The sequence below is a fragment of the Janthinobacterium sp. GMG2 genome, assembly GCF_033949445.1.
Classification (GTDB): domain Bacteria; phylum Pseudomonadota; class Gammaproteobacteria; order Burkholderiales; family Burkholderiaceae_D; genus Janthinobacterium; species Janthinobacterium aestuarii.
The window spans coordinates 176,203-198,283 of record NZ_JAXAWA010000010.1 but is presented as its reverse complement, the minus strand read 5'-3'; the positions used below and the strand labels follow the sequence as shown (position 1 = coordinate 198,283).

Sequence of the window (22,081 nt, the reverse complement as noted above, 5' to 3'; positions counted from 1 at the left end):
TTGATTTTAAGGTGAATGGAAGATGCGTGAAATGATAACCAAGGGCAGGGGCGTGCCGCCAGCGGCGCCTGCAAGGGCCTTGACGATGCTGTGCCTGGCCATGCTGGCGCTGCCTGGCATGGCGCGCGCGCAGGACGCTGTGCCGGCAGCCGCCCCCGTGGCCGCGCCGGAACGGCAGGTGACGATCGAGGAATACCTGGTGCGCGGCAATACCGTGCTCGACGCGCGTGCCATCGAAGAAGCGGTCACGCCCTTCCTGGGGCCGGGCCGCACCCTGAAGGACGTGGAAGGGGCGCGCGACGCCCTCGTTGCTGCATATCAAGCCAGGGGCTATCAGTCAGTCTACGTGGACTTGCCCGAGCAACAGGTGGAGCAGGGCGTGGTGGTGCTGCAGGTGAGCGAAACAAAGGTGGGACGCTTGCGCGTGGTCGGCGCGCAATACAACTCGCCGCTCGACGTGCGCCAGCAAGTGCCGGCCCTGACGGAAGGCAAGGTACCCGACTTTACCCAGGCGCAAGTGGAGTTGACGGCCTTGAACCGCGGTCCCAAGCGCCAAGTGATGCCCTTGGTCAAGCAGGGCAGTCTGCCCGGCACCATGGACGTGGACTTGAAAGTCGAGGACAGCAGCCCGTGGCGCGCCAGCGTCGGCTTGAACAACGATTACAGCGCCGATACCAAGAAGCTGCGCAGCAGCATCTCGCTCGGCCACGACAACCTGTGGCAGATGGGGCATAGCGCCACCGTCAGCTTTTTCGGCACGCCGGGCGACTTGAACCAGACCAAGGTGTGGTCGGCCTCGTACGTGGCGCCCATCGGCACGCAGGGCTGGAGCGTGGAAGCGACCGGCTACCAGTCGAACAGCAACGTGGCCAGCACGGGCGGCACCAGCGTGCTGGGCAAGGGCCATGCGCTGGGCATGAAGCTCAATTACACGGTACCCAACAGCGGCATCTGGTGGCACAGCTTTAGCGGCGGCATCGATTTCAAGGATAACCAGGAAGCGTTGCAGCTGAATGGCGCCGGCTCCAGTGTTCCCCTGAAGTATGTGCCGCTCAGCGTGGCCTACAACGGCTTTGCGCAGACGGAGACGGCGACGTACGGCCTGGGCCTGTCGCTGGTGGCAGGCACGCGCGCCGCGTTCGGCTATGGCAGCAACAGCGCCGCCTACGACAACAAACGCTACAAGGCTTCGCCCAGCTTTCTCGTGCTGAAGGGCGACGCCAACGCCACCACTACCCTGGGCAGCGGCGCGCAGCTGTACGGCAAGCTGGCGGGCCAGCTGGCTGACGCGGCGCTCGTGTCGGGCGAGCAGATGGCCGCCGGCGGCGCCAATTCCGTGCGCGGCTACCTGTCGGCCGAAGCGACGGGCGACTACGGCGTCTCGGGCACCGTCGAATGGCGCACGCCCCAGCTGACGTATTTCAGCCGCCTGGAAAACTGGCGTCTGTTTGCCTTTGCCGATGGCGCGCGCCTGCGTCTGCGCGACCCGCTGCCGGAACAGAAAGACCTGTTCGGTCTGGCTTCGGTGGGCGTGGGCAGCAGCTTCCAGTTCCTGCGCTACCTGAATGGCCGCATCGATTTCGCCTACCCGCTGCGCGATGGCCCGCGCACGCACAAGCACGTGCGCCGCATCAATTTCAACCTGTCGGCCAGCTACTGACGGGCCAGCTCACCAGCACCGCACTTTTTTAGACTTTTCTTCGGAGAATCACTGTCATGCAACGTCTTTTTTTCCTGCTCACGATCCTGGGCACGCTTGTTCCCGGCCTGGCGCATGCCTGGTGGCAGCCCGACTGGGCTTACCGCAAACCCGTCACCATCGACGCCGGCCCGAAGGCGGGCGCCGTGGGCGGCGATCCCGGCCGCATTCCCGTGCTGCTGCGCTTGCATTCGGGTAACTTCAACTTCGAAGGCGTCAGCGACAACGGCGCCGACCTGCGCTTCGTGGCGGGCGACGATAAAACGGTGCTGAACCACCAGATCGAGCAATTCAATCCGCTCTTGGGCATCGCCCTGATCTGGGTCGACGTGCCGGCCCTGACGGCCGGTACGCCGCAGCAACTGTGGATGTACTACGGCAATCCAAAGGCGCCCGCTTCCGGCAATGGCCAGCGTACTTTTGATCCCGACTACAGCCTCGTGTACCACTTCACCGAGCCTGGCGTGCCCTCGCGCGACAGCACCGCCTATGGCAACCATGCGCAGACGGCCGTGCCGGCGCTCGACGGTTCCGTCATCGGCGCCGGCGCCCGCCTGGGCTCCATGCCGTTGATGCTGCCCGCCTCGCCATCGCTGGCGCTGGCCGCCGGTGCGCCGTTCACGTTTTCCGCCTGGGTGCGTCCCGACAGCCTGGGCGCGCAGCAAGTGCTGTATGCGCGCCGCGATGGCGCCAATGAATTGCTGATCGGCATAGACCAGGGCGTGCCCTTCGTGCAGGTGAATGGCCAGCGCAGCAAGCCGGGCCAGCCGATCCAGGCCGCGCAATGGTCGCACCTGGCCGTCAAGGCCGACAAAGCCAACGTGGCCCTGTACGTGGGCGGCCGTCCGGCCGTGTCGCTGGCCACCGCGCTGCCAGCCTTCGCCACTGCCGCTTCGGTGGGCGCCGATGCGCCGCCGGTCGCTTCCGGTACCGCCACCCTGGCCAACTTCACGGGCGCCATCGACGAGCTGCGCCTGTCGCGCACGGCCCGTCCCGACGCCCTGCTGCTGGCCGACGCCGTCTCGCAAGGTTCCGAATCGCGCCTGGCCGTGTTTGGCGCCGATGAACAGCAAGCGGGTAAAAGCCATTTCGGTTTCATCATCGCCGCCATGCCGCTCGACGCCTGGATCGTCGTCGGCGTGCTGGGCCTGATGATGGTCTTGTCGTGGATCATCATGATCGGCAAGGGCCGCAGCTATGGCGCCATCTCGCGCGCCAATGCGCAATTCATGCAATCGTTCCACGAAGCGGCCGGCGCGCCGCTCGACCACTTGTCGCGCAACGGCAAGCTCAGCGCTTCCGTGAAGGCCGATTCCTCGCTGTGGCGTCTGTATGACGTGGCCATCGACGAGATGCGCCGCCGCCACGACCGCGGCTACGACCTGAACGCCGTCTCGAACGCAACGATTGGCGCTATCCGCGCCGCCATGGATGGCGTGATGGTGCGCGAAAGCGAACGCATGTCCAAACGCATGATCTGGCTGTCGACCACCATCGAAGGCGCACCGTATGTCGGCCTGTTCGGCACCGTGATCGGCATCATGCTGGTGTTCGTCGTGGCGGCCATGGCGGGCGCCGTGGACATCAACTCGGTGGCGCCGGGCATGGCGGCAGCGCTGCTGTGTACGGCCGCCGGCCTGGGCGTGGCGATTCCCGCGCTGTTCGGCTACAACTGGCTGTCCTCGCGTTCGGACGCCATCGTTGCCGATATGGCCGTCTTCGTCGACGAGTTCGCCACGCGCCTGGCCGAAGAGCAGGGCGACGGACGCCAGATGCGTCCCGTGCTGCAGCAGGCGTGAGGGGCGCATAACCATGGCCACCTCCGCCAAGTTTACCCCCCGCAAGCGTAGCGGCGGCATCAACATCACGCCCTTCGTCGACGTGCTGCTGGTGGTGCTGGTGATCTTCATCTTGACCAGCAACGCCAGCATTCCCGGCATCAAGGTCGACCTGCCCAAGGCCAGCTCGGCCATGGCGCTGGAAAAACCGAAGACCAAGGCCATCACCATCGATAACGCGGGCCAGGTCTTTCTCGACGCCTATCCCGTCACCCTGCCCGAGCTGGAAGAGCGCTTGCGCACGGAAAAGGCCCTGACGCCCGACTTCCCCGTGATCGTGCGCGGCGATGCCGCCGTGCAGTACGCGAAAGTGGTCGAAGTGCTCGATTTGCTGCGCCGCATCGACCTGAACCAGGTGGGCCTGGTGACCGGCAAGCCGGCATGAGGAGCGCAAGGTGAAGCGTGACGACATGATGAAGATGGCCGCCCCGGAATCGTCGGGTGCGGCGCAGTGGTGGCGCCGCTGGGGCGGCGTGGCCGGCGGCGTGCTGCTGGCCGGCGCGCTGGCCGCGCTGGTCTGGTATTTGCTGTCGGACACGGCCGCCACCAAGCGCGAAGTGGCGGCCCCGCCGATGCTGATGCTGCCCCCTCCGCCGCCACCGCCGCCGGAACCGGAAAAACTGCCGGAACCGACACCGGACAAGGTGGTGCCGGAAGTGTCGGAGCCGGAACCGACGCCGGCCGACAAGCCCATGGATGACGCGCCGGAAAGCCCGTCGCCGGACAAGGGCGACCCCGTCACGATCGATGGCGCGGCGCAGGCTGGCAGCGACGCTTTCGGCATCCAGGCCGGACGCGGCGGCGGCATGACGGGCGGCGGCGGTGGCGGCGGACTCGGCGCGGGATCGTATGGCCGCTATGTAGCCAACGCGCTGCAGCTGGCCTTTGCCCGCGACCCGCGCACGCGCCAGCTGGCGTTTAGCGATATCCGCGTCGACCTGTGGCTCGATGCGGAAGGCAAGACGACGAAAGTGCAGCTGGTGCAAGGCACGGGCAATGCGCAGACGGATGAACAAGTGCTGGCCATGGTGCGCGACTTCCGCGCCGATGAGCGGCCACCTGCATCCCTGCGGTTCCCGGCCCGCGTTTCCATTAAGGGCCGCCGGCCATAGCGTCCCCAAATTCATATTAATTTTTTCCGAAAGAAACAATGAATTCCTTATTCTCTCCCTCACAGCGCATGCGCCGCCTTCCGCTGGCGCTGGCCGCCTTGGCCCTGAGCATGGCGGCGGGCGCGGTACAAGCGCAAGCACCGGCCGACAGCACCATGGTCAAGCTGATCCGCGGCCTGATCCAGAGCGGCGCCCTGAACAAGGATGCCGGCGAAGCGCTGCTGGCGCAGGCGCAGAGCGAAGCGCTGGCACAAGCGCAGGCCCGTCCGGCCGCCGCGCCGGCCGCCTTGGCGCAGGTGCAGCCGGGCGACGTGCGCGTGCCGTATATTTCGCAAACCGTGCGCGAGCAGATCCGCGACGAAATCAAGGGCCAGGTCATGGCCGAGGCAAAAGCGGGCGGCTGGGCGGCGCCGAATGAAACACCGGCCTGGACCAAGCGCATCCGCCTGGAAGGCGACGTACGCGCGCGCTACGAATCGCGCTACTACGACATGGCCAACAGCAATATCGAGATCGACTGGCGCTCGCTCAACAGCGGCAGCGGCTACGACGTCAATTCGAACACCAACCTGGCCCTGCCGGCGTTGCTGAACACGCGCGAAGACCGCAAGCACTTGCTGCGCGCGCGTGCCCGCCTGGGTATCCTGGCCGACATTTCCGAGACCACGCAAGCGGGCATCCGCCTGGCCAGCGGCAACGACGACAGCCCCGTGTCCACCACGCAAACCCTCGGTGGCGGCCTGGGCAAGAAAAACATCTGGCTGGACCAGGCCTGGTTGTCCTACCAACCCGCTTCCTGGCTGAAACTGACGGCGGGCCGCTTCGACAATCCATTCGTGTCTGGCGACGAACTGTTTTCCAGCGAACTCAATTTCGACGGCATCGCTGCCAAGGTGCAGCAACCGGTCGGCGAGAGCAAGGACGTTACCGTTTTCGGCACCCTGGGCCTGATTCCGCTCGAGTATTCGTCCGACAATGCGCCTAGCCGCAGCCAGGCAAAAATGGCCAGCGAAAACAAGTGGCTGCTGGGCGCACAAGTGGGCGCGTCGTGGAAGATCAATAGCGACCATCAGCTGCGTGGCGCCTTGGCCTACTACAACTTCCGCAACATCAGTGGAGAGTACTCGCAGCCGTGCGCGCTGTACGCGGGCGCCGATGGCTGCAGCACGGACTGGTCGCGTCCATCGAGCATGCAAAAGGGCAATAGCTTGATGTTGCTGCGCAATATCGCCTTGAACCCGCTGGACCCGGCCAATACGCCGCAGCCGCAATTCGTGGGCCTGGCGTCGAAGTTCCGCCTGGCCAACCTGAATGCGCGCTGGGATAGCAAGGTCGCGGGCGGCACGGACTTGCGCATCGAAGGCGATTATGTGCGCAACATGGCTTACGACAAGAACGAAATGTGGGCGCGCGCCAAGGGCGGCATCATGAACAACTTCGGCGGCACAGGCGGCGTCTCGCAAGCCGATTTCAAGAGCGGCGGCAATGCCTACATGCTGCAAGCGACCCTGGGCAAGGCCAGCCCGGCTGCGCGCGGCGACTGGAACGTCTTGCTTGGCTACAAGCGCATCGAACCGGATGCCTTGCCTGACGCCTACAACGATTCCACTTTCCACCTGGGCGGCACGAATGCGCGCGGCTACTACCTGGGCGGCGCGTATGCGCTCGACAAGAATACGTGGCTGAACGGCCGCTGGACGTCGAGCCGCGAAGTGTTCGGTTCGGCACTGTCGATCGACACCTTGCAAATCGAATTGAACGCGCGTTTTTAAGGAGCCATGATGTTGATATCCAACAAAATGCGCCTGCCTTTATTGCTGCTGAGCTTGCTGGCCGCCGGCACGGCCCAGGCGCAGAAGGGGCAAAGCATGGAAGAGCGCTTGCGCGCCGAGTTGCGTAACGTGACGGCGCAATTGCAGCAGACGCGCGGCGAGCTGGAATTGCTCAAAGCCAAGGGTGCCCCTGTCGCCAAGGCGGCGCCCGCTGCGGCCGCGCCCGCCAGCGATGGCTTGAAAAAGGAGCTGGCGCGCAGCCAGTCGCAACTGGCGCACGAGCGCGCGCAGCGGGAAAAGCTGGGCGAGCAGCAACAGCGCAGCACGGCCGCCGCGCAAGAGGCGGCCGCCAGCCTGGCGCAGTACCGCCAGGCCAGCGAGCAATGGACTGCCACGGGCAAGCGGCTGGAAGCGGAGCGTGCGCGCCTGGACGGCGAAGTGACGGCCCAGCGCGGTGCCTTGGCGCGCTGCGAAAGCAAGAATGCCCAGCTGTATGCGGCCGGGCAGGACATCCTGCAAGCGTATGAAGGTCTCGGCGTGCTGGACGTTATGAAGGCGCGCCAGCCGTTCGCCGCGCAAAGCAGGGTGAAACTCGAGCAAATCGCGCAGCAGTACGGCGACCAGCTGTACCAGGGCCGCTTTGATGCACGCCAAACAGAAACGCCGGCCCCCCAATAATTTTTTTGAAATGAATGGAATGACGATGGAAAACACCAACAACTTGCTGACCACCCTGAATGCGGAACAAACGGCCGACGCCATCAAGGCGGCCGGCTGCGCCGTGACCAGCATCGAACACGACGGCGTCGTGCGCCTGCACAGCGCCAGCCATGGCATCGGCTTCCAGGTGCTGTGGGGCAATGAAGCCGCGCCTGGCCAGTATGCGGATCTGACCCTGAGCTGCCCGCTGCGCGTGCAAGGCGGCGACTTGCCGGCCGGCTTGCTGGCCGAATGGCACCGCAGCAAGCGTTTCGCCCGCGTGGCCCAGCATGGCGATTTCGTCGTGCTGGAGATGGATGTGCTGGTCGCCGGCGGCGTCAGCACGGAGTACCTGAATATCAATCTGCAACTGTGGACGCAGATGATGGGCCAGTTCTTCTTGTTTTTACGCAACTTTACGCCGGCCGATACGAGCACCGCACCGGTAGTCGAGGCCGCCAGCGTGGCAGAAGAAGAAACTGTGCCGGCCTGATAAGCCGTCCAGTGGAGGAAAAATGGCCCGCGACGGGCCATTTTTGCCGTCTGCGGGTCTCAAGTGTCGTATTAAATACTTATTTTTTAGGCATCGCGCATTAAAACTGCTCAAAGAGCGTGTGTGAATCAAGCCAGCAACGGCTGTATGGCGGATAATATTGCCTGTTGCCGATTTGGATACGACCTTTACACAAAAATGCGCCCCATGGATTTTACCCGCGACGAAACCAGTGAAACCCCAGTTGCCCCGGCCAGCGCGCCGGGAGCGCCTTTGCCGTATGCCGTCGCCACCTGGCTGCAGCGGGTGGAGGCTGCCGCCCATCCGAAGGCCGTGCTGACGATTGCCGAGCCTGATCCCAAACTCAACCAGCACCGATTGATCTACGTGCTGGCGCCCACCAGCGGTGGCCGCCACGTGGCCCTGTGCCTGTACAAGGCGCGGCTGCGGCCGAACGGCGACGTGGCGGCGGCGTCGCCCATCAGCGAAATCTTCTCGCTGCTGTCGGCGCCCCCCACGTTTTTGACGCCGGCCGACGAAGACCTCGTGCGTTTCTTCGTGGCCATGCGCAGCGGACAGAATTCGCAGACGGGCAGCGCCACGGAGCCGAAGGGCAAGGTGGGCGCGGCCCTGCTGAAAATGCTGGCCGAGCAGGATAAATTGTTGTGGGCCAATTCCTGGGCCGATGTCGGCAATGGCCTCGTGTACCCGTTGAAGGAAGGTCCCGTGCGTCCCGCGCGCCTGTTCTGGCGCGACGAGGGCAAGACCATGCGCCTGGGCTGGCAAGTGGACCCGCCGGAAGGCGCGAAGCACCATGGCGCCGACCAGATCGACTACATGCTGCCGACCGATCCGCCGTGGTACATCGACAATCTGTCGTGCGGCGTGCTGGAACTGAACCAGGGCGGCTCCGACATTTCCCTGGCCGACTTGCAGGCGCTGGTGGCGCAGGCGCCGCCGTTGAACGCGAACGACAAGGTACGGGTGTCGCAACTGTTGCTGGCGCAAGGCTTGCAGCATTTGATGCCGCTGCCGCAGCCGTTGCCGCAGCGCTTGCGCAAGGACGTGCCGGCGCAACCGGTCTTGCTGCTCGATAGCGCCATGCTGGCCGATGGCAGCATCCAGCGCTGGAGCGATTTCGCCGTGCTGTCCTACGACTACGATGGCGAGCGCGTCTCGTTCGACCCATCGCAGCGCGTGGTGCGGCAAGTGGGCGACGTGACGGAAATCATCCAGAGAAACACGGTCGACGAAGCGCGCGCGCTGGCCACCCTGGCCGAGCTGCAATTCAAGAAGCCGGGCTCGGCCCCCTTGAGCGGCTTGAAGGGCGCCTTGCAACTGCCGTCCCAGGCGGAATGGCTGCGTTTTGCCGAGTCCGGCATCGACGCCTTGCTGGAGCAGGGCTGGATCGTGGAAAAGACGGCCAAGTACCGCTACGACGTGAGCGACGTGGGCGACTGGTACGCGGAAATCGACGACCAGGACCCGGACAGCGGCAACGCCTGGTTCGAGCTGGAACTGGGCATCGTCGTCAACCACGAAAGAGTTCCTCTGCTGCCCGTGCTGGTACAGCTGATCCGCAACGCGCCCAACGATTTCAATCCGAAAGTTATCGAAGCGCACGCGGACGACGACCAGATGCTGGCAACCTTGCCGGACGGCACGCGCGTGGCCCTGCCGTGGGGCCGCGTGCGCCCCATCTTGAACACCTTGGGCGAACTGTATTTCAGCGACAAGATCAAACATGCCGTGCGCATGTCGACCTTGGACGCGGCGCGCCTGGAAGAGCTGGCACGGGGCCTGGAGATGCAATGGACGGGCGGCGAGCAGCTGCGCGCCATGGGCCGCAAGCTGAGCCAGTTCGGTTCCGTGCAAAAAGTGGCGGCACCAGCCGGCCTGCAGGCGACCTTGCGCGACTACCAGGCCGATGGCCTGGCATGGATGCAATTCCTGCGCGACCATGACCTGGCGGGCATCCTGGCCGATGACATGGGCTTAGGTAAAACCGTGCAAACGCTGGCGCATATCCTGGTGGAAAAGGAAGCGGGCCGTCTCACGCATCCGGCCCTGGTGATTGCGCCGACGAGTTTGATGGGCAACTGGCAGGACGAGGCGGCCAAGTTCGCGCCTTCCCTGAAAGTGCTGCTGCTGCAAGGCAAAGACCGTGCCCAGCAGTTCGACCAGATCGATCAATGCGATCTGGTGCTGACGACCTATGCGCTGTTGCCGCGCGACGAGGAAACCTTGCGCGAGCACGATTTCCACCTGGTCATCCTCGACGAATCGCACTACATCAAGAATACGCGCAGCAAGGCGGCGCAAAGCGCGGGCCTGCTGCGCGCGCGCCACCGCCTGTGCTTGTCCGGCACGCCGCTGGAAAACCATCTGGGCGAACTGTGGTCGCAATTCCACTTCCTGCTGCCGGGCTTGCTGGGCGACGAGAAGACGTTCAACACGCAGTTCCGCCACCCGATCGAGCGCCAGGACGACCCGCTGCGCCGCATGCTGCTGAACCGCCGCATCAAACCCTTCTTGCTGCGCCGCACGAAGGACAATGTCGCCAAGGAACTGCCGCCGAAGACGGAAATGGTGCGCAAGGTGGAATTGACGGGGCCGCAGCGCGACCTGTATGAAACCGTGCGTCTTGCGATGGATCAAAAGGTACGTGAAGAAATCGACAAGAAGGGCGTGGCGCGCAGCCAGATCGTCATCCTCGAAGCGCTGCTGAAATTGCGGCAGGTGTGCTGCGACCCGCGTTTGGTGAAATCGTTGCCGGCGAAGAAGCAGTCGGCCGGCTCGGCCAAGCTGCTCGACCTGATGCAGATGGTGGAAGACTTGCTCGACGAAGGGCGCAAGATTCTTGTGTTCTCGCAATTTACCAGCATGCTGGAATTGATCGAGGAAGAACTCGAGTCGCGCGACATCCCGTACGCGCTGTTGACGGGCGAAACGAAGGACCGGGGCGCGCAAGTGGCGGCCTTCCAGCAGGGCGCCGTGCCGATTTTCCTGATCAGCCTGAAAGCGGGCGGCGTGGGCTTGAACCTGACGGCGGCCGACACGGTGATCCACTACGACCCGTGGTGGAACCCGGCGGCGGAAAACCAGGCCACGGACCGCGCCTGGCGCATCGGCCAGGACAAGCCCGTGTTCGTCTACAAGCTGATCGCGAAGGGCACGCTGGAAGAGAAAATCCAGCTGCTGCAGCAAAAGAAATCGGAACTGGCGCAATCGATCCTGGCCGAAGGCGAATCGCAGAAGATGGCCCTCACGCAGGAAGACTTGCAGCAGATTTTCGCCCCGCTGGAAGATTAACGCTGCCGCACGCTTATACTTGGCGATTCTTTCTTGCCAGGTATAACGCATGCTGCCCATTTTCTTACTGCTGCTTGCCGGCGCCATCCTCATGGCGCTGCGTTTCGTCCAGTTGCGCCGCGCCCTGCTGCGCGCGCGGGCGGGCGAAGCGCAGTTCCGCCTGCTGGCCGAGCACGGGCGCGACGCGGCCTTCCTGCTCGACGCCACTACCCTGGAATTGCTCTACATCAGCCCCGCCGCGCAGCGCCTGACGGGCCATGACATGCCTGCCTTGCGCGAGCATGCGGCGCGTTTGGCGGCCGATGTGCCGGCCCGTCTGCAGCGCTGGCGCGATGGCGACACCAGCCGTTTGACCCTGCTGCGCGAAGTGGAATTGCCGCACGCCGACGGCCACCTGCTGGCGCTGGAAATCAGTTCGACCATCGTGCCCGCAGCGGCAGGGAAGGGCGTGACCTTGGCGGGCACGGTGCGCGACGTCAGCGAGCTCCAGGCGCAGGAAGCGGAACGGGAAAAGGAGCAAAAGCGCTTCGCCTCGATGCTGTCGCATGAATTCCGTACGCCGCTGGCCACCATCGACGGCGCCATCCAGCGCCTCGTCTCGACATCGAAAGATGCCGACGAGGCCACGCGCAAGCGCTACGTAAAAATCCAGACGGCCGTCGACCGCCTGCTGGCCATGATCGACGACTATCTGTCGCCCGAACGCATGGCGGCCATCGGCCGCGAGCGGGCCGCCGACGGCATCGCGCCGCTGGCCTTGCTGCAGCAGGCGGCCGCCACCGTGCCTGCCAGCCACCCGGTGCAGCTGGAACTCGACGAAGACTTGCCGGCCCGGCTGCGCTGCGACGTGCCCGGCATGGCCCTGTGCCTGAAAATCTTGCTGGATAACGCCGTCAAGTTCAGCCCGCCGGGCAGCGCCATCACCTTGTCGGCCAGGCTGGTGCCCGAAGGCGGCGTGGCGCTGTGCGTGCGCGATGCGGGATCTGGCTTGCGAGAAGAAGAACTGGCGCAGCTGTTCGACAAAGGAAGCCGCGGAAGCCATGCGACGCATCCGGGCGCGGGCCTGGGCCTGTACATGGCGCGCGCCGTCGTCGACGTGCATGGCGGGAGTTTGCAGGGGCATAATCTGCCCGAAGGCGGGGCACTTTTCCGGATTTGGCTGCCGCTTCCTGGCTAGACTAGAAAAAAGTTGCTTCCGCTGAAGGCAACCGTGATAATTCCTTGACGTAAACCTATTGTGCCGTCCATCATGGTGTAGAAGTGAATGGCATGGTTTGCCCACGGTAGCTCACTAACGGAAGAATGGCGTTGCAATGACGAAAATACTGATCGTCGAAGACAATCTGGACTACGCCGAAGACATGGCGGAGTTTCTCGTTGAGCTCGAACACGAAGTTCATATCACCAGCTCCGCTGGCGGGATGTGGACGGCGTTGAGCCATGGCAATGTTGGCGTGGTCGTGCTGGACTTGGGCTTGCCCGATGAGGATGGCTTCAACGTCATCCCCCGCATGCGCCAGCTGTATCCGCAAATCGGCGTGCTGGTGCTGACGGGGCGCGTCGCCTTCGACAGCCGCATTCTGGGCTTGCGCCTGGGTGCCGACCACTATCTGACCAAGCCGATCAAATTCCCCGAACTGGCCGCCCACATCGAGGCGCTCGACCGCCGCGTCGGTCCGCAAGACCCCGTGCCCGAGCCGGGCAAGTGGACCTTGAAAGTAAGCGCTCGCCAACTTGAGCTGATGGGCGCCGTTATCGCTCTGACGGAAAAGGAATTCAACTTCCTGCACCTGTTGACCATCAATACCCGCCCCGTGCCGCGAGACGTCATCGTGGCCGGCATGGGCGGCGAAGATCCCGACGCGGGCCGCCGGGTCGACATGCTCGTGTACCGCCTGCGCAAGAAGGCCAAGACGGGCCTGGGCCAGGACTTGCCGCTGCGCAGCGCGTATGGCGAGGGCTACAGCCTGTCGGCCAGTTTTAATCTGTCCTGACACCCGATGCCAGCCGCCCGCACGAGGTGGCGGCATAAAAGGGACAGAGTCAGCCGTTTTTTTCAGCATGTCAAATAAAACAGGGTCAGAGTCACGCCTTGTGCGTACAAGTGTGTAAAATCAAGGCCTTAGCCTTTATTTACCGACTCTTGCCATGGCCCGTTTGCCCCGCCTCATCATTCCAGCACTGCCCCATTACGTGATCCAGCGCGGCAGCAACCGCCAGCCCGTGTTCCAGGACGCGGCAGACTACGCGCAATTCCTCTCCTGGCTGAAAACAGGCGCGAAAATGTTCAAGGTGGCCATCCAGGCCTACGTTTTATTGCCTGATCAGCTACATTTACTGGCCACGCCCAGCGATGCGACGGGTCTGGGGCAGCTGATGCAGTGGCTGGGACGCTATTACGTGCCCTATTTCAACCAAAAATACGACCGTGTAGGGGCATTGTGGCAGGGACGCTACAAAACTTCCGTCATCGATCCCGACAATTTCTTCCTCACTTGCTGCCGCTACCTCGAATGCGTGCCCGTGCAAACGGGGCTGGTGGCACATGCCCTCGACCATGCGTGGTCGAGCTATGCCCACCATGCCGGCGTGCGGCCCGATCCCGTCATCACCGACCACGCGCTGTACTGGGCGCTGGGCAACACGCCGTTCGACCGCGAGGCGGCGTATCTGCGCCTGTTCGAGCAAGGCCTCGGTAGCAGCCAGGTCAAAACCCTGGAACAGGCTGTATTGAAGGGCTGGCCGCTCGGGTCCGACGCTTTCAAGCAGGCGCTGGAGCAGAAAATGCAGCGGCAAGTGCTGCCTGCCAAGCGCGGCCGTCCCCGAAAAATCGTGGCCGAAGCGGATGCCAATTGAAAACCATTCGCATTTAAAACAAAAAATGACTCCTTTCTGACGTTTTATTGAAATCACCTCGACTATGTCCCTATTAAATTTTCAGGGCGACAAAATCAGATTTAATTCGACTCCGACCCTAATTGTTCTGGTTGAGTTTTTTGTTGCGTTGCACTACTCTAGTTTTTCGATAGTCATATGCAGCGGAGAAGCCCATGAAAGCGCAAGGCCTGTACGACCCAGCCAATGAACACGATGCCTGCGGCGTCGGTTTCGTCGCCCATATCAAGGGCAACAAGACCCATTCGATCGTCGAACAGGGTTTGCTGATACTGAAAAACCTCGATCACCGGGGCGCCGTGGGCGCCGATGCGCTGATGGGCGATGGTGCCGGCATCCTGATCCAGATTCCCGACCAGTACTACCGCGAAGAAATGGCCAAGCAGGGCGTGGAATTGCCGCCGCCTGGCGAATACGGCGTGGGCATGGTCTTCCTGCCGAAGGAACACGCATCGCGCATCGCTTGCGAACAGGAAATCGAACGCGCCGTGCGTATCGAGGGGCAAGTCGTACTGGGCTGGCGTAACGTGCCCATCGATACGGACATGCCGATGTCGCCTACCGTGCGCGCCAAGGAACCCGTCATCCGCCAGATCTTCATCGGCCGCGGCCCGGACATCATGGTCACCGACGCGCTCGAGCGCAAACTGTATGTGATCCGCAAATCGTCGGGCCACGCCATCCAGGCCTTGAAACTGCTGCACGGCAAGGAATTCTTCGTGCCGTCAATGTCGGCGCGCACCATCGTCTATAAAGGCTTGCTGCTGGCTGACCAGGTGGGCGTGTACTACAAGGACTTGCAGGACGCGCGTTGCATCTCGGCCCTGGCCCTCGTGCATCAGCGTTTCTCGACGAATACCTTCCCCGAATGGCCGCTGGCCCACCCGTACCGCCTGATCGCCCACAATGGCGAGATCAACACGGTCAAAGGCAACTTCAACTGGATGCGCGCGCGCGAAGGCGTCATGAAGTCGGCCGTACTGGGCGACGACCTGCAAAAGCTGTTCCCCCTGATCTATGAAGGCCAGTCCGACACGGCGTGTTTCGACAATGCGCTCGAGCTGCTGCTGATGGCCGGCTATCCGATCGCCCAGGCGATGATGATGATGATTCCGGAAGCGTGGGAAAACCACACGACGATGGATGACAACCGCCGCGCCTTCTATGAATACCACGCCGCCATGATGGAACCGTGGGACGGCCCGGCCGCCATGGCGTTTACGGACGGCCGCCACATCGGCGGCACCCTGGACCGCAACGGCTTGCGTCCAGCCCGCTACATCGTCACGGATGACGACCTCGTGGTGATGGCGTCGGAATCGGGCGTGCTGCCGATTCCCGAGTCGAAAATCATCCAGAAATGGCGCTTGCAGCCTGGCAAAATGTTCCTGATCGACCTGGAAGCGGGCCGCATCATCGACGACCAGGAATTGAAAAACACCTACGCCAACGCCAAGCCCTATAAAGCGTGGATCAACTCCGTGCGCATCAAGCTCGACGAGATCAAGCTGGCCGAAGGCCAAGCGAAACAGGACCGCGCGCAGGGCGAAAAAGCCCAGCCGTCCTTGCTCGACCGCCAGCAGGCGTTCGGCTATACGCAGGAAGATTTGAAATTCCTCATGGCGCCGATGGCCGTGGCCGGCGAAGAGGCGACGGGCTCGATGGGCAATGACTCGCCGCTGGCCGTCATGTCGAACAAATTGAAGCCTTTGTATAACTACTTCAAGCAGCTGTTTGCGCAAGTGACAAACCCGCCGATCGACCCGATCCGCGAAGCGATGGTGATGTCGCTCGTATCCTTCATCGGCCCGAAACCGAACTTGCTCGATACGAACAACGTCAACCCGCCGATGCGCCTGGAAGTGGCGCAGCCCGTGCTGGGCTTTGACGACATGGCCCGTCTGCGCAACATCAGCGCCCACACGGGCGGCAAGTTCAAGTCGTACGAACTGGACATCTGCTACCCGCTGGCCTGGGGCAAGGAAGGCGTGGAAGCATGCCTGGCCTCGCTGTGCGCGGAAGCCGTCGACGCCGTGAAATCCGGCCACAACATCCTGATCGTCTCGGACCGCGCCATTTGCGCCGACCAGGTGGCGATCCCTGCGCTCTTGGCCACGTCCACCGTGCACCAGCACCTGGTGAGCAAGGGCTTGCGCGCCTCCACCGGCCTCGTCGTGGAAACGGGCTCGGCCCGCGAAACGCACCACTTCGCCTTGCTCGCTGGCTATGGCGCGGAAGCCGTCCATCCGTACCTGGCCATGGAAACCCTGGCCGATATGGCGCATGGCTTGCCGGGCGATTTGTCGGGCGACAAAGCCATCTATAACTACACCAAGGCTGTCGGCAAGGGTTTGATGAAGGTCATGTCGAAGATGGGTATTTCGACCTACATGTCCTATTGCGGCGCGCAAATCTTCGAAGCCATCGGCTTGAACAAGTCGCTGGTGGATAAATACTTCAAGGGCACGGCCTCGAACGTGGAAGGCATCGGCGTGTTTGAAGTGGCGGAAGAAGCGCTGCGCCTGCACGCGCTGGCCTTCGGCAACGATCCCGTGCTGTCCGACAAGCTCGACGCGGGTGGCGAATACGCATTCCGCGTGCGCGGCGAAGACCATATGTGGACGCCGGATGCGATTGCCAAGCTGCAGCATTCCACGCGCAGCAACAATTTCTCCAGCTATAAAGAGTACGCGCAAATCATCAACGACCAGAGCCGTCGCCACCTGACCCTGCGCGGCCTGTTCGAGTTCAAGCTGGACCCGACCAAGGCCATCCCGCTCGATGAAGTGGAACCGGCCAAGGAAATCGTCAAGCGCTTCGCCACGGGCGCCATGTCGCTCGGTTCGATCAGCACGGAAGCGCACGCAACGCTTGCGGTCGCCATGAACCGTATCGGCGGCAAGTCGAACACGGGCGAGGGCGGCGAAGATCCGAACCGCTACACGCAGGAATTGAAGGGCATCCCGATCCGCCAGGGCGACACCATGGCGTCCATCGTGGGCGCCGAGCAGATCGTCGTCGACATTCCGCTGCAGGAAGGCGATTCCATGCGCTCGCGCATCAAGCAGGTGGCGTCGGGACGTTTCGGCGTCACGGCCGCCTACCTGAACTCGGCCGACCAGATCCAGATCAAGATGGCGCAGGGCGCGAAACCGGGCGAAGGCGGTCAGTTGCCAGGCCATAAAGTATCGGAATACATCGCCAGCCTGCGCTTCTCCGTGCCGGGCGTGGGCCTGATTTCGCCGCCGCCGCACCATGACATCTATTCGATCGAAGATCTGGCGCAGCTGATCCATGACTTGAAGAACGCCAATCCGCGCGCCTCGATTTCCGTGAAGCTGGTGTCGGAAGTGGGTATCGGCACGGTCGCTGCCGGCGTCACCAAGGCGAAAGCCGACCATGTGGTCGTTGCCGGCCATGATGGCGGCACGGGCGCGTCGCCACTGTCGTCCGTGAAACATGCGGGCACGCCATGGGAGCTGGGTCTGGCTGAAACGCAACAAACGCTGGTCTTGAACGGCTTGCGCAGCCGCATCCGCGTACAGGCCGACGGCCAGATGAAGACGGGCCGCGACGTGGTCATCGCCGCCCTGCTGGGCGCCGACGAGATCGGTTTCGCCACGGCGCCGCTGGTGGTCGAAGGCTGCATCATGATGCGCAAATGCCACTTGAATACCTGCCCGGTGGGCGTGGCCACGCAAGATCCGGTGCTGCGCGCCAAGTTCTCGGGCAAGCCCGAGTATGTCGTCAATTACTTCTTCTTCGTTGCCGAAGAAGCCCGTCAATTGATGGCGCAGCTGGGCATCCGTACGTATGACGAACTGATCGGCCGTGTCGATCTGCTCGATAAATCGAAGGCGATTTCGCACTGGAAGGCGCAGGGCCTGGACTTCTCGGCCATCTTCCACAAGCCGGAAACACCGGATGGCCAAGCTTGCCGCCACGTGGAGTTCCAGGACCATGCGCTGGAAAAGGCGCTCGATCACAAGCTGATCGCGCAAGCGCGCGCGGCGCTGGAAAAGGGCGAGCGCGTCTCGTTCATCTCGCCCGTACGCAACCTGAACCGCACGGTGGGCACCATGCTGTCCGGCGAAGTGGCGAAGAAATACGGCCATGCCGGCTTGCCGGATGACACCATCCATATCCAGTTGCAAGGCACGGCGGGTCAGTCGGCCTGCGCCTTCCTGGCGCACGGCATCACGATCGACCTGGTGGGTGAAGGCAACGATTACGTGGGCAAGGGCTTGTCGGGCGGGCGCATCATCGTGCGGCCCAATACCGAGTTCCGCGGCTGGGCCGTGGACAACATCATCATCGGCAACACGGTGCTGTACGGCGCCATCGCCGGCGAAGCGTTCTTCAATGGCGTGGCAGGCGAACGCTTTGCCGTGCGCAACTCGGGCGCCACCACGGTGGTCGAGGGCCTGGGTGACCATGGCTGCGAATACATGACGGGCGGCACGGTGGTGGTCCTGGGCAACACGGGACGCAACTTTGCGGCCGGCATGTCGGGCGGCATCGCCTATGTGTATGACCCGGCCGGCGACTTTGCCAGCAAGTGCAACACGGCCATGGTCGGCCTGGACAAGGTCGTGTCGGCAGCGGAACAGCATGTCGACCGCGATGCCTGGCATACGCAGCACCGCGATGGTGTGCCGGAAGCGGACGAGGTGATCCTCAAGCGCCTGATCGAGCGTCATTTCAAGCACACAGGCAGCACCCGCGCCCGCGTCTTGCTCGACGACTGGGCTGCGGCGCGCGGCAAGTTCGTGAAAGTCTTCCCGAACGAATACAAGCGCGCGCTGATTGAAATGGCAGCCGACGCCGCCATGGAAGTCCAAGCCGTCGCCGCCTGAGCCAGCCAAGCTCATTGCCAAATGAATGACCAGGGAGCGGCCCGGCCGCTCCCCGCCAGCCAAATACAAAGGAACTATCGTGGGTAAAATTACCGGCTTCATGGAATTCAAGCGCCAGGACGAACACTATCTGGAGCCTGCCGCGCGCCTGAAGAACTACAAGGAATTCGTGCTGCACCTGTCGGACGCGCAAGCGACGGTGCAGGGCGCGCGCTGCATGGATTGCGGCATTCCCTTCTGCACCACGGGCTGCCCCGTGAATAACATCATTCCCGACTGGAATGACCTCGTGTACCGCGGTAACTATCGCGAAGCGCTCGACGTCTTGCATTCGACGAATAACTTCCCGGAATTTACGGGCCGCATCTGCCCGGCGCCGTGCGAATCGGCCTGTACCCTGGGCATCCACGAAGACCCGGTCGGCATCAAGTCGATCGAGCATAAAATCATCGACATGGGCTGGGAGCACGGCTGGGTTACGCCGCAGCCGGCGGGATTCAGCACGGGCAAGAAAGTGGCCATCGTCGGTTCCGGCCCTGCCGGCCTGGCGGCCGCGCAGCAGCTGGCGCGCGCCGGCCATGCCGTCACCGTGTTTGAAAAGAGCGACCGGGTCGGTGGCTTGCTGCGTTACGGCATCCCCGACTTCAAGATGGAAAAATCGCACATCGACCTGCGCGTGAAACAGATGGAAGCCGAAGGCGTGGTCTTCCGTACCAGCGTGCTGGTGGGCAAGGATTTCCCTGCCCACGTGAATAACTGGGCCAAGGAAACCATTTTCCCCGAAGACCTGGAAAAAGAATTTGACGCCGTCATCATGGCCGGCGGCGCCGAGCAGCCGCGCGACTTGCCCGTACCGGGCCGCGAACTGAAAGGCGTGCATTTCGCCATGGATTTCCTGCCGCTGCAAAACAAGGTCAACGCGGGCGACAAGCTCAAGGACCAGATCAAGGCGACGGGCAAGCACGTGGTGGTGATCGGCGGCGGCGACACGGGGTCCGACTGCGTCGGCACGTCGAACCGCCATGGCGCCGCCTCGGTGGCCCAGTTCGAACTGATGCCGCAGCCGCCGGAACAGGAAAACAAGCCGCTCGTCTGGCCGTACTGGCCGACCAAGCTGCGTACCTCGTCCTCGCACGAGGAAGGCTGCGAGCGCGACTGGGCCGTGGCCACCAAGCGTTTCGAAGGCAAGGGCGGCAAGGTGGAAAAGCTGATCGCCTGCCGAGTCGAGTGGAAAGACGGCAAGATGAGCGAAGTGCCGAACTCGGAATTCGAGATGAAGGCCGACCTGGTCTTCCTTGCCATGGGTTTTGTTTCACCTGTACAACAAGTGCTGGAAGCATTCGGCGTCGATACGGATGCGCGCGGCAATGTCAAGGCGACAACGGATGGCGCCGGCTGTTACCAGACCTCGGTGCCGAAAGTCTTTGCGGCCGGCGACATGCGCCGTGGCCAGTCGCTGGTGGTGTGGGCCATCCGCGAAGGGCGCCAGTGCGCGCGCGCCGTCGATGAGTTCCTGATGGGGGCATCGCTGCTGCCACGCTAAAAAACGAGCAATTGTTCGTTTTTTGCCAGGGCCACGGCGCGGATCGCGACGTGGCTTTTGTTATTTTTACTGGTCAAGTCAACAGGCGTGAACGTCATCGGGCAGGGACGCGATGTGGCGGCTGAATTTCCACTACAATATCTGACTTTCGATTCATTAGTGTTGTATTCTTCCCCTGTCCCGGGCTGTAAGCAGGGGTGTCTCAGCAGAGGTTGGCGTTTCTGCACTACAATACGCCATTAAAATAGTGAGCTTCGTCGTGCCAAATCTTGTTGAGATCCGTGATTTACACTTTGCCTATGGAGAACGTTCGATTTTATCGGGCCTTCAAATGGATTTCCCACGTGGAAAAGTTGTGGCCGTCATGGGTGGCTCCGGCAGTGGCAAGACGACCGTACTGCGTCTGATCGGCGGGCAGTTGCGCCCCAGTTCCGGTTCCGTGAATGTGGACGGCCAGATCGTGCATACGCTGGGCACCGACGAGTTATACCAGCTGCGCCGCAAGATGGGCATGCTGTTCCAGCACGGCGCGCTGTTTACGGACTTGACGGCGTTCGAGAATGTGGCGTTCCCGCTGCGCGAACACACGGACTTGAATGAAGAGCTGATCCGCACTCTGGTGCTGATGAAGCTGCACGCCGTGGGACTGCGCAATGCGGCGCAATTGAAGCCGGCCGAGATCTCGGGCGGCATGGGCCGCCGCGTCGCGCTGGCGCGCGCCATCGCGCTCGACCCCGAACTGATCATGTACGACGAGCCGTTCGCCGGCCTGGACCCGATTTCCATGGGCGTGACGGCCAATTTGATCCGCAATCTGAACGATGCGCTGGGCTCCACGTCTATCCTGGTATCGCACGATGTGAAGGAGTGTTTCGCCATCGCTGATTACGTCTATTTTCTGTCATCGGGCAAGATCGTGGCGCACGGCACGCCGGCCGAGATGGCCGTGTCGACGCATCCATACGTCAAGCAGTTCGTCAATGCCGAGGCCGATGGCCCCGTCCCGTTCCATTATCCGGGCAAGTCGCTGGCCGACGACCTGGGTCTGCAGGCGGGGGGCGGCCGATGATCGCGCGTTTCCTGGCGGCGATCGGAGCGTGGTTGCGTCGTTCGGTACAAGACCTCGGCTTTGCCGTGCGGTCGTTTTTCATCATCATCGCCTCGTCGGGCGGCCTGTGGCGCCGTCCGCGCCTGGTGATTGAGCAACTGTTTTTTATCGGTAACCGCTCGCTGGTGATTACCGCCGTTTCCGGCCTGTTCGTCGGCATGGTGCTGGGTTTGCAAGGCTATTACACCTTGACCACGTATGGCGCCGAGCAGTCGCTGGGCTTGCTGGTGGCACTGTCCCTGACGCGCGAACTGGGTCCTGTCGTGACGGCGCTGCTGTTCGCTGGCCGCGCCGGCACGTCGCTGACGGCGGAAATCGGCCTGATGAAGGCGGGCGAACAACTGTCGGCCATGGAAATGATGGCCGTCAACCCGATCCAGCGCGTGCTGGCGCCCCGTTTCTGGGCCGGCGTGATCGCCATGCCGATCCTGGGCGCGATCTTCACGGCCGTCGGCATCATCGGCAGCTACCTGGTCGGCGTGGTGCTGATCGGCGTCGATGAAGGTTCGTTCTGGTCGCAGATGCAAGGCGGCGTGGATGTCTGGAAAGAAGTGGGCAACGGCACCATCAAGAGCCTGGTGTTCGGCATTGCGGTGACCTTCATCGCGCTGTTCCAGGGCTACCAGGCACAGCCGACGCCGGAAGACGTGTCCGGCGCCACCACGCGCACGGTGGTCATTTCGTCGTTGATGGTGTGGTGGCTCGATTTCATGATGACGGCTTTGATGTTTAGCAAGTAATTGCCGATAGGCGA

The 22,081-nt window shown here is 62.9% G+C and carries 15 protein-coding genes; all 15 read left to right on the top strand.

The window, feature by feature from the left end; genetic code table 11:
• Positions 1–22 precede the first annotated feature (22 nt).
• The gene (locus SKZ59_RS27685; protein WP_319993546.1) at positions 23–1,660 is read left to right on the top strand and encodes a ShlB/FhaC/HecB family hemolysin secretion/activation protein; all 1,638 of its coding nucleotides are present in this window, start codon (positions 23–25) and stop codon (positions 1,658–1,660) included.
• 56 nt (positions 1,661–1,716) lie between these two features.
• Positions 1,717–3,498 (top strand): DUF2341 domain-containing protein, encoded by a 1,782-nt coding sequence (locus tag SKZ59_RS27680; protein ID WP_034753782.1) that lies wholly within the window; start codon positions 1,717–1,719, stop codon positions 3,496–3,498.
• A 13-nt stretch (positions 3,499–3,511) separates the two neighbouring features.
• Positions 3,512–3,922, top strand: coding sequence for an ExbD/TolR family protein (locus SKZ59_RS27675; protein ID WP_034753784.1), 411 nt, complete (start codon positions 3,512–3,514; stop codon positions 3,920–3,922).
• Positions 3,923–3,932: 10 nt separating this feature from the next.
• On the top strand, positions 3,933–4,649 hold the full coding sequence (locus SKZ59_RS27670) for an energy transducer TonB (RefSeq protein WP_319993545.1): 717 nt from the start codon (positions 3,933–3,935) through the stop codon (positions 4,647–4,649).
• A 38-nt stretch (positions 4,650–4,687) separates the two neighbouring features.
• Positions 4,688–6,421 carry a putative porin gene (locus SKZ59_RS27665; RefSeq protein ID WP_319993544.1) on the top strand — a complete coding sequence of 578 codons (1,734 nt, stop codon included), beginning with the start codon at positions 4,688–4,690 and terminating at the stop codon, positions 6,419–6,421.
• 6 nt (positions 6,422–6,427) lie between these two features.
• Positions 6,428–7,099, top strand: coding sequence for a hypothetical protein (locus SKZ59_RS27660; RefSeq protein WP_319993543.1), 672 nt, complete (start codon positions 6,428–6,430; stop codon positions 7,097–7,099).
• 25 nt (positions 7,100–7,124) lie between these two features.
• Positions 7,125–7,613, top strand: a complete 489-nt coding sequence (locus SKZ59_RS27655) for a YbjN domain-containing protein (RefSeq protein ID WP_319993542.1) — start codon at positions 7,125–7,127, stop codon at positions 7,611–7,613.
• A gap of 207 nt (positions 7,614–7,820) precedes the next feature.
• Complete coding sequence (locus tag SKZ59_RS27650) at positions 7,821–10,925, top strand: DEAD/DEAH box helicase (RefSeq protein WP_070303719.1); 3,105 nt, start codon at positions 7,821–7,823, stop codon at positions 10,923–10,925.
• A gap of 49 nt (positions 10,926–10,974) precedes the next feature.
• A complete protein-coding gene (locus SKZ59_RS27645; protein ID WP_319993541.1) occupies positions 10,975–12,102 on the top strand; it encodes a PAS domain-containing sensor histidine kinase in 1,128 nt (375 codons plus the stop codon).
• 136 nt (positions 12,103–12,238) lie between these two features.
• Positions 12,239–12,919 (top strand): response regulator transcription factor, encoded by a 681-nt coding sequence (locus SKZ59_RS27640; RefSeq protein ID WP_034753797.1) that lies wholly within the window; start codon positions 12,239–12,241, stop codon positions 12,917–12,919.
• Between the two features lie 154 nt (positions 12,920–13,073).
• Entirely contained in the window at positions 13,074–13,781 is a 708-nt protein-coding gene (locus tag SKZ59_RS27635; RefSeq protein WP_319993540.1) for a transposase, read from the top strand.
• Between the two features lie 194 nt (positions 13,782–13,975).
• On the top strand, positions 13,976–18,676 hold the full coding sequence (locus SKZ59_RS27630) for a glutamate synthase-related protein (RefSeq protein ID WP_319993539.1): 4,701 nt from the start codon (positions 13,976–13,978) through the stop codon (positions 18,674–18,676).
• Between the two features lie 79 nt (positions 18,677–18,755).
• Positions 18,756–20,219, top strand: coding sequence for a glutamate synthase subunit beta (locus SKZ59_RS27625; RefSeq protein ID WP_072457449.1), 1,464 nt, complete (start codon positions 18,756–18,758; stop codon positions 20,217–20,219).
• A gap of 259 nt (positions 20,220–20,478) precedes the next feature.
• Complete coding sequence (locus tag SKZ59_RS27620) at positions 20,479–21,288, top strand: ABC transporter ATP-binding protein (protein WP_034753922.1); 810 nt, start codon at positions 20,479–20,481, stop codon at positions 21,286–21,288.
• A complete protein-coding gene (mlaE, locus tag SKZ59_RS27615; protein WP_034753807.1) occupies positions 21,285–22,067 on the top strand; it encodes a lipid asymmetry maintenance ABC transporter permease subunit MlaE in 783 nt (260 codons plus the stop codon). The genes SKZ59_RS27620 and mlaE overlap by 4 nt, the downstream gene beginning before the upstream one ends.
• Positions 22,068–22,081 lie beyond the last annotated feature (14 nt).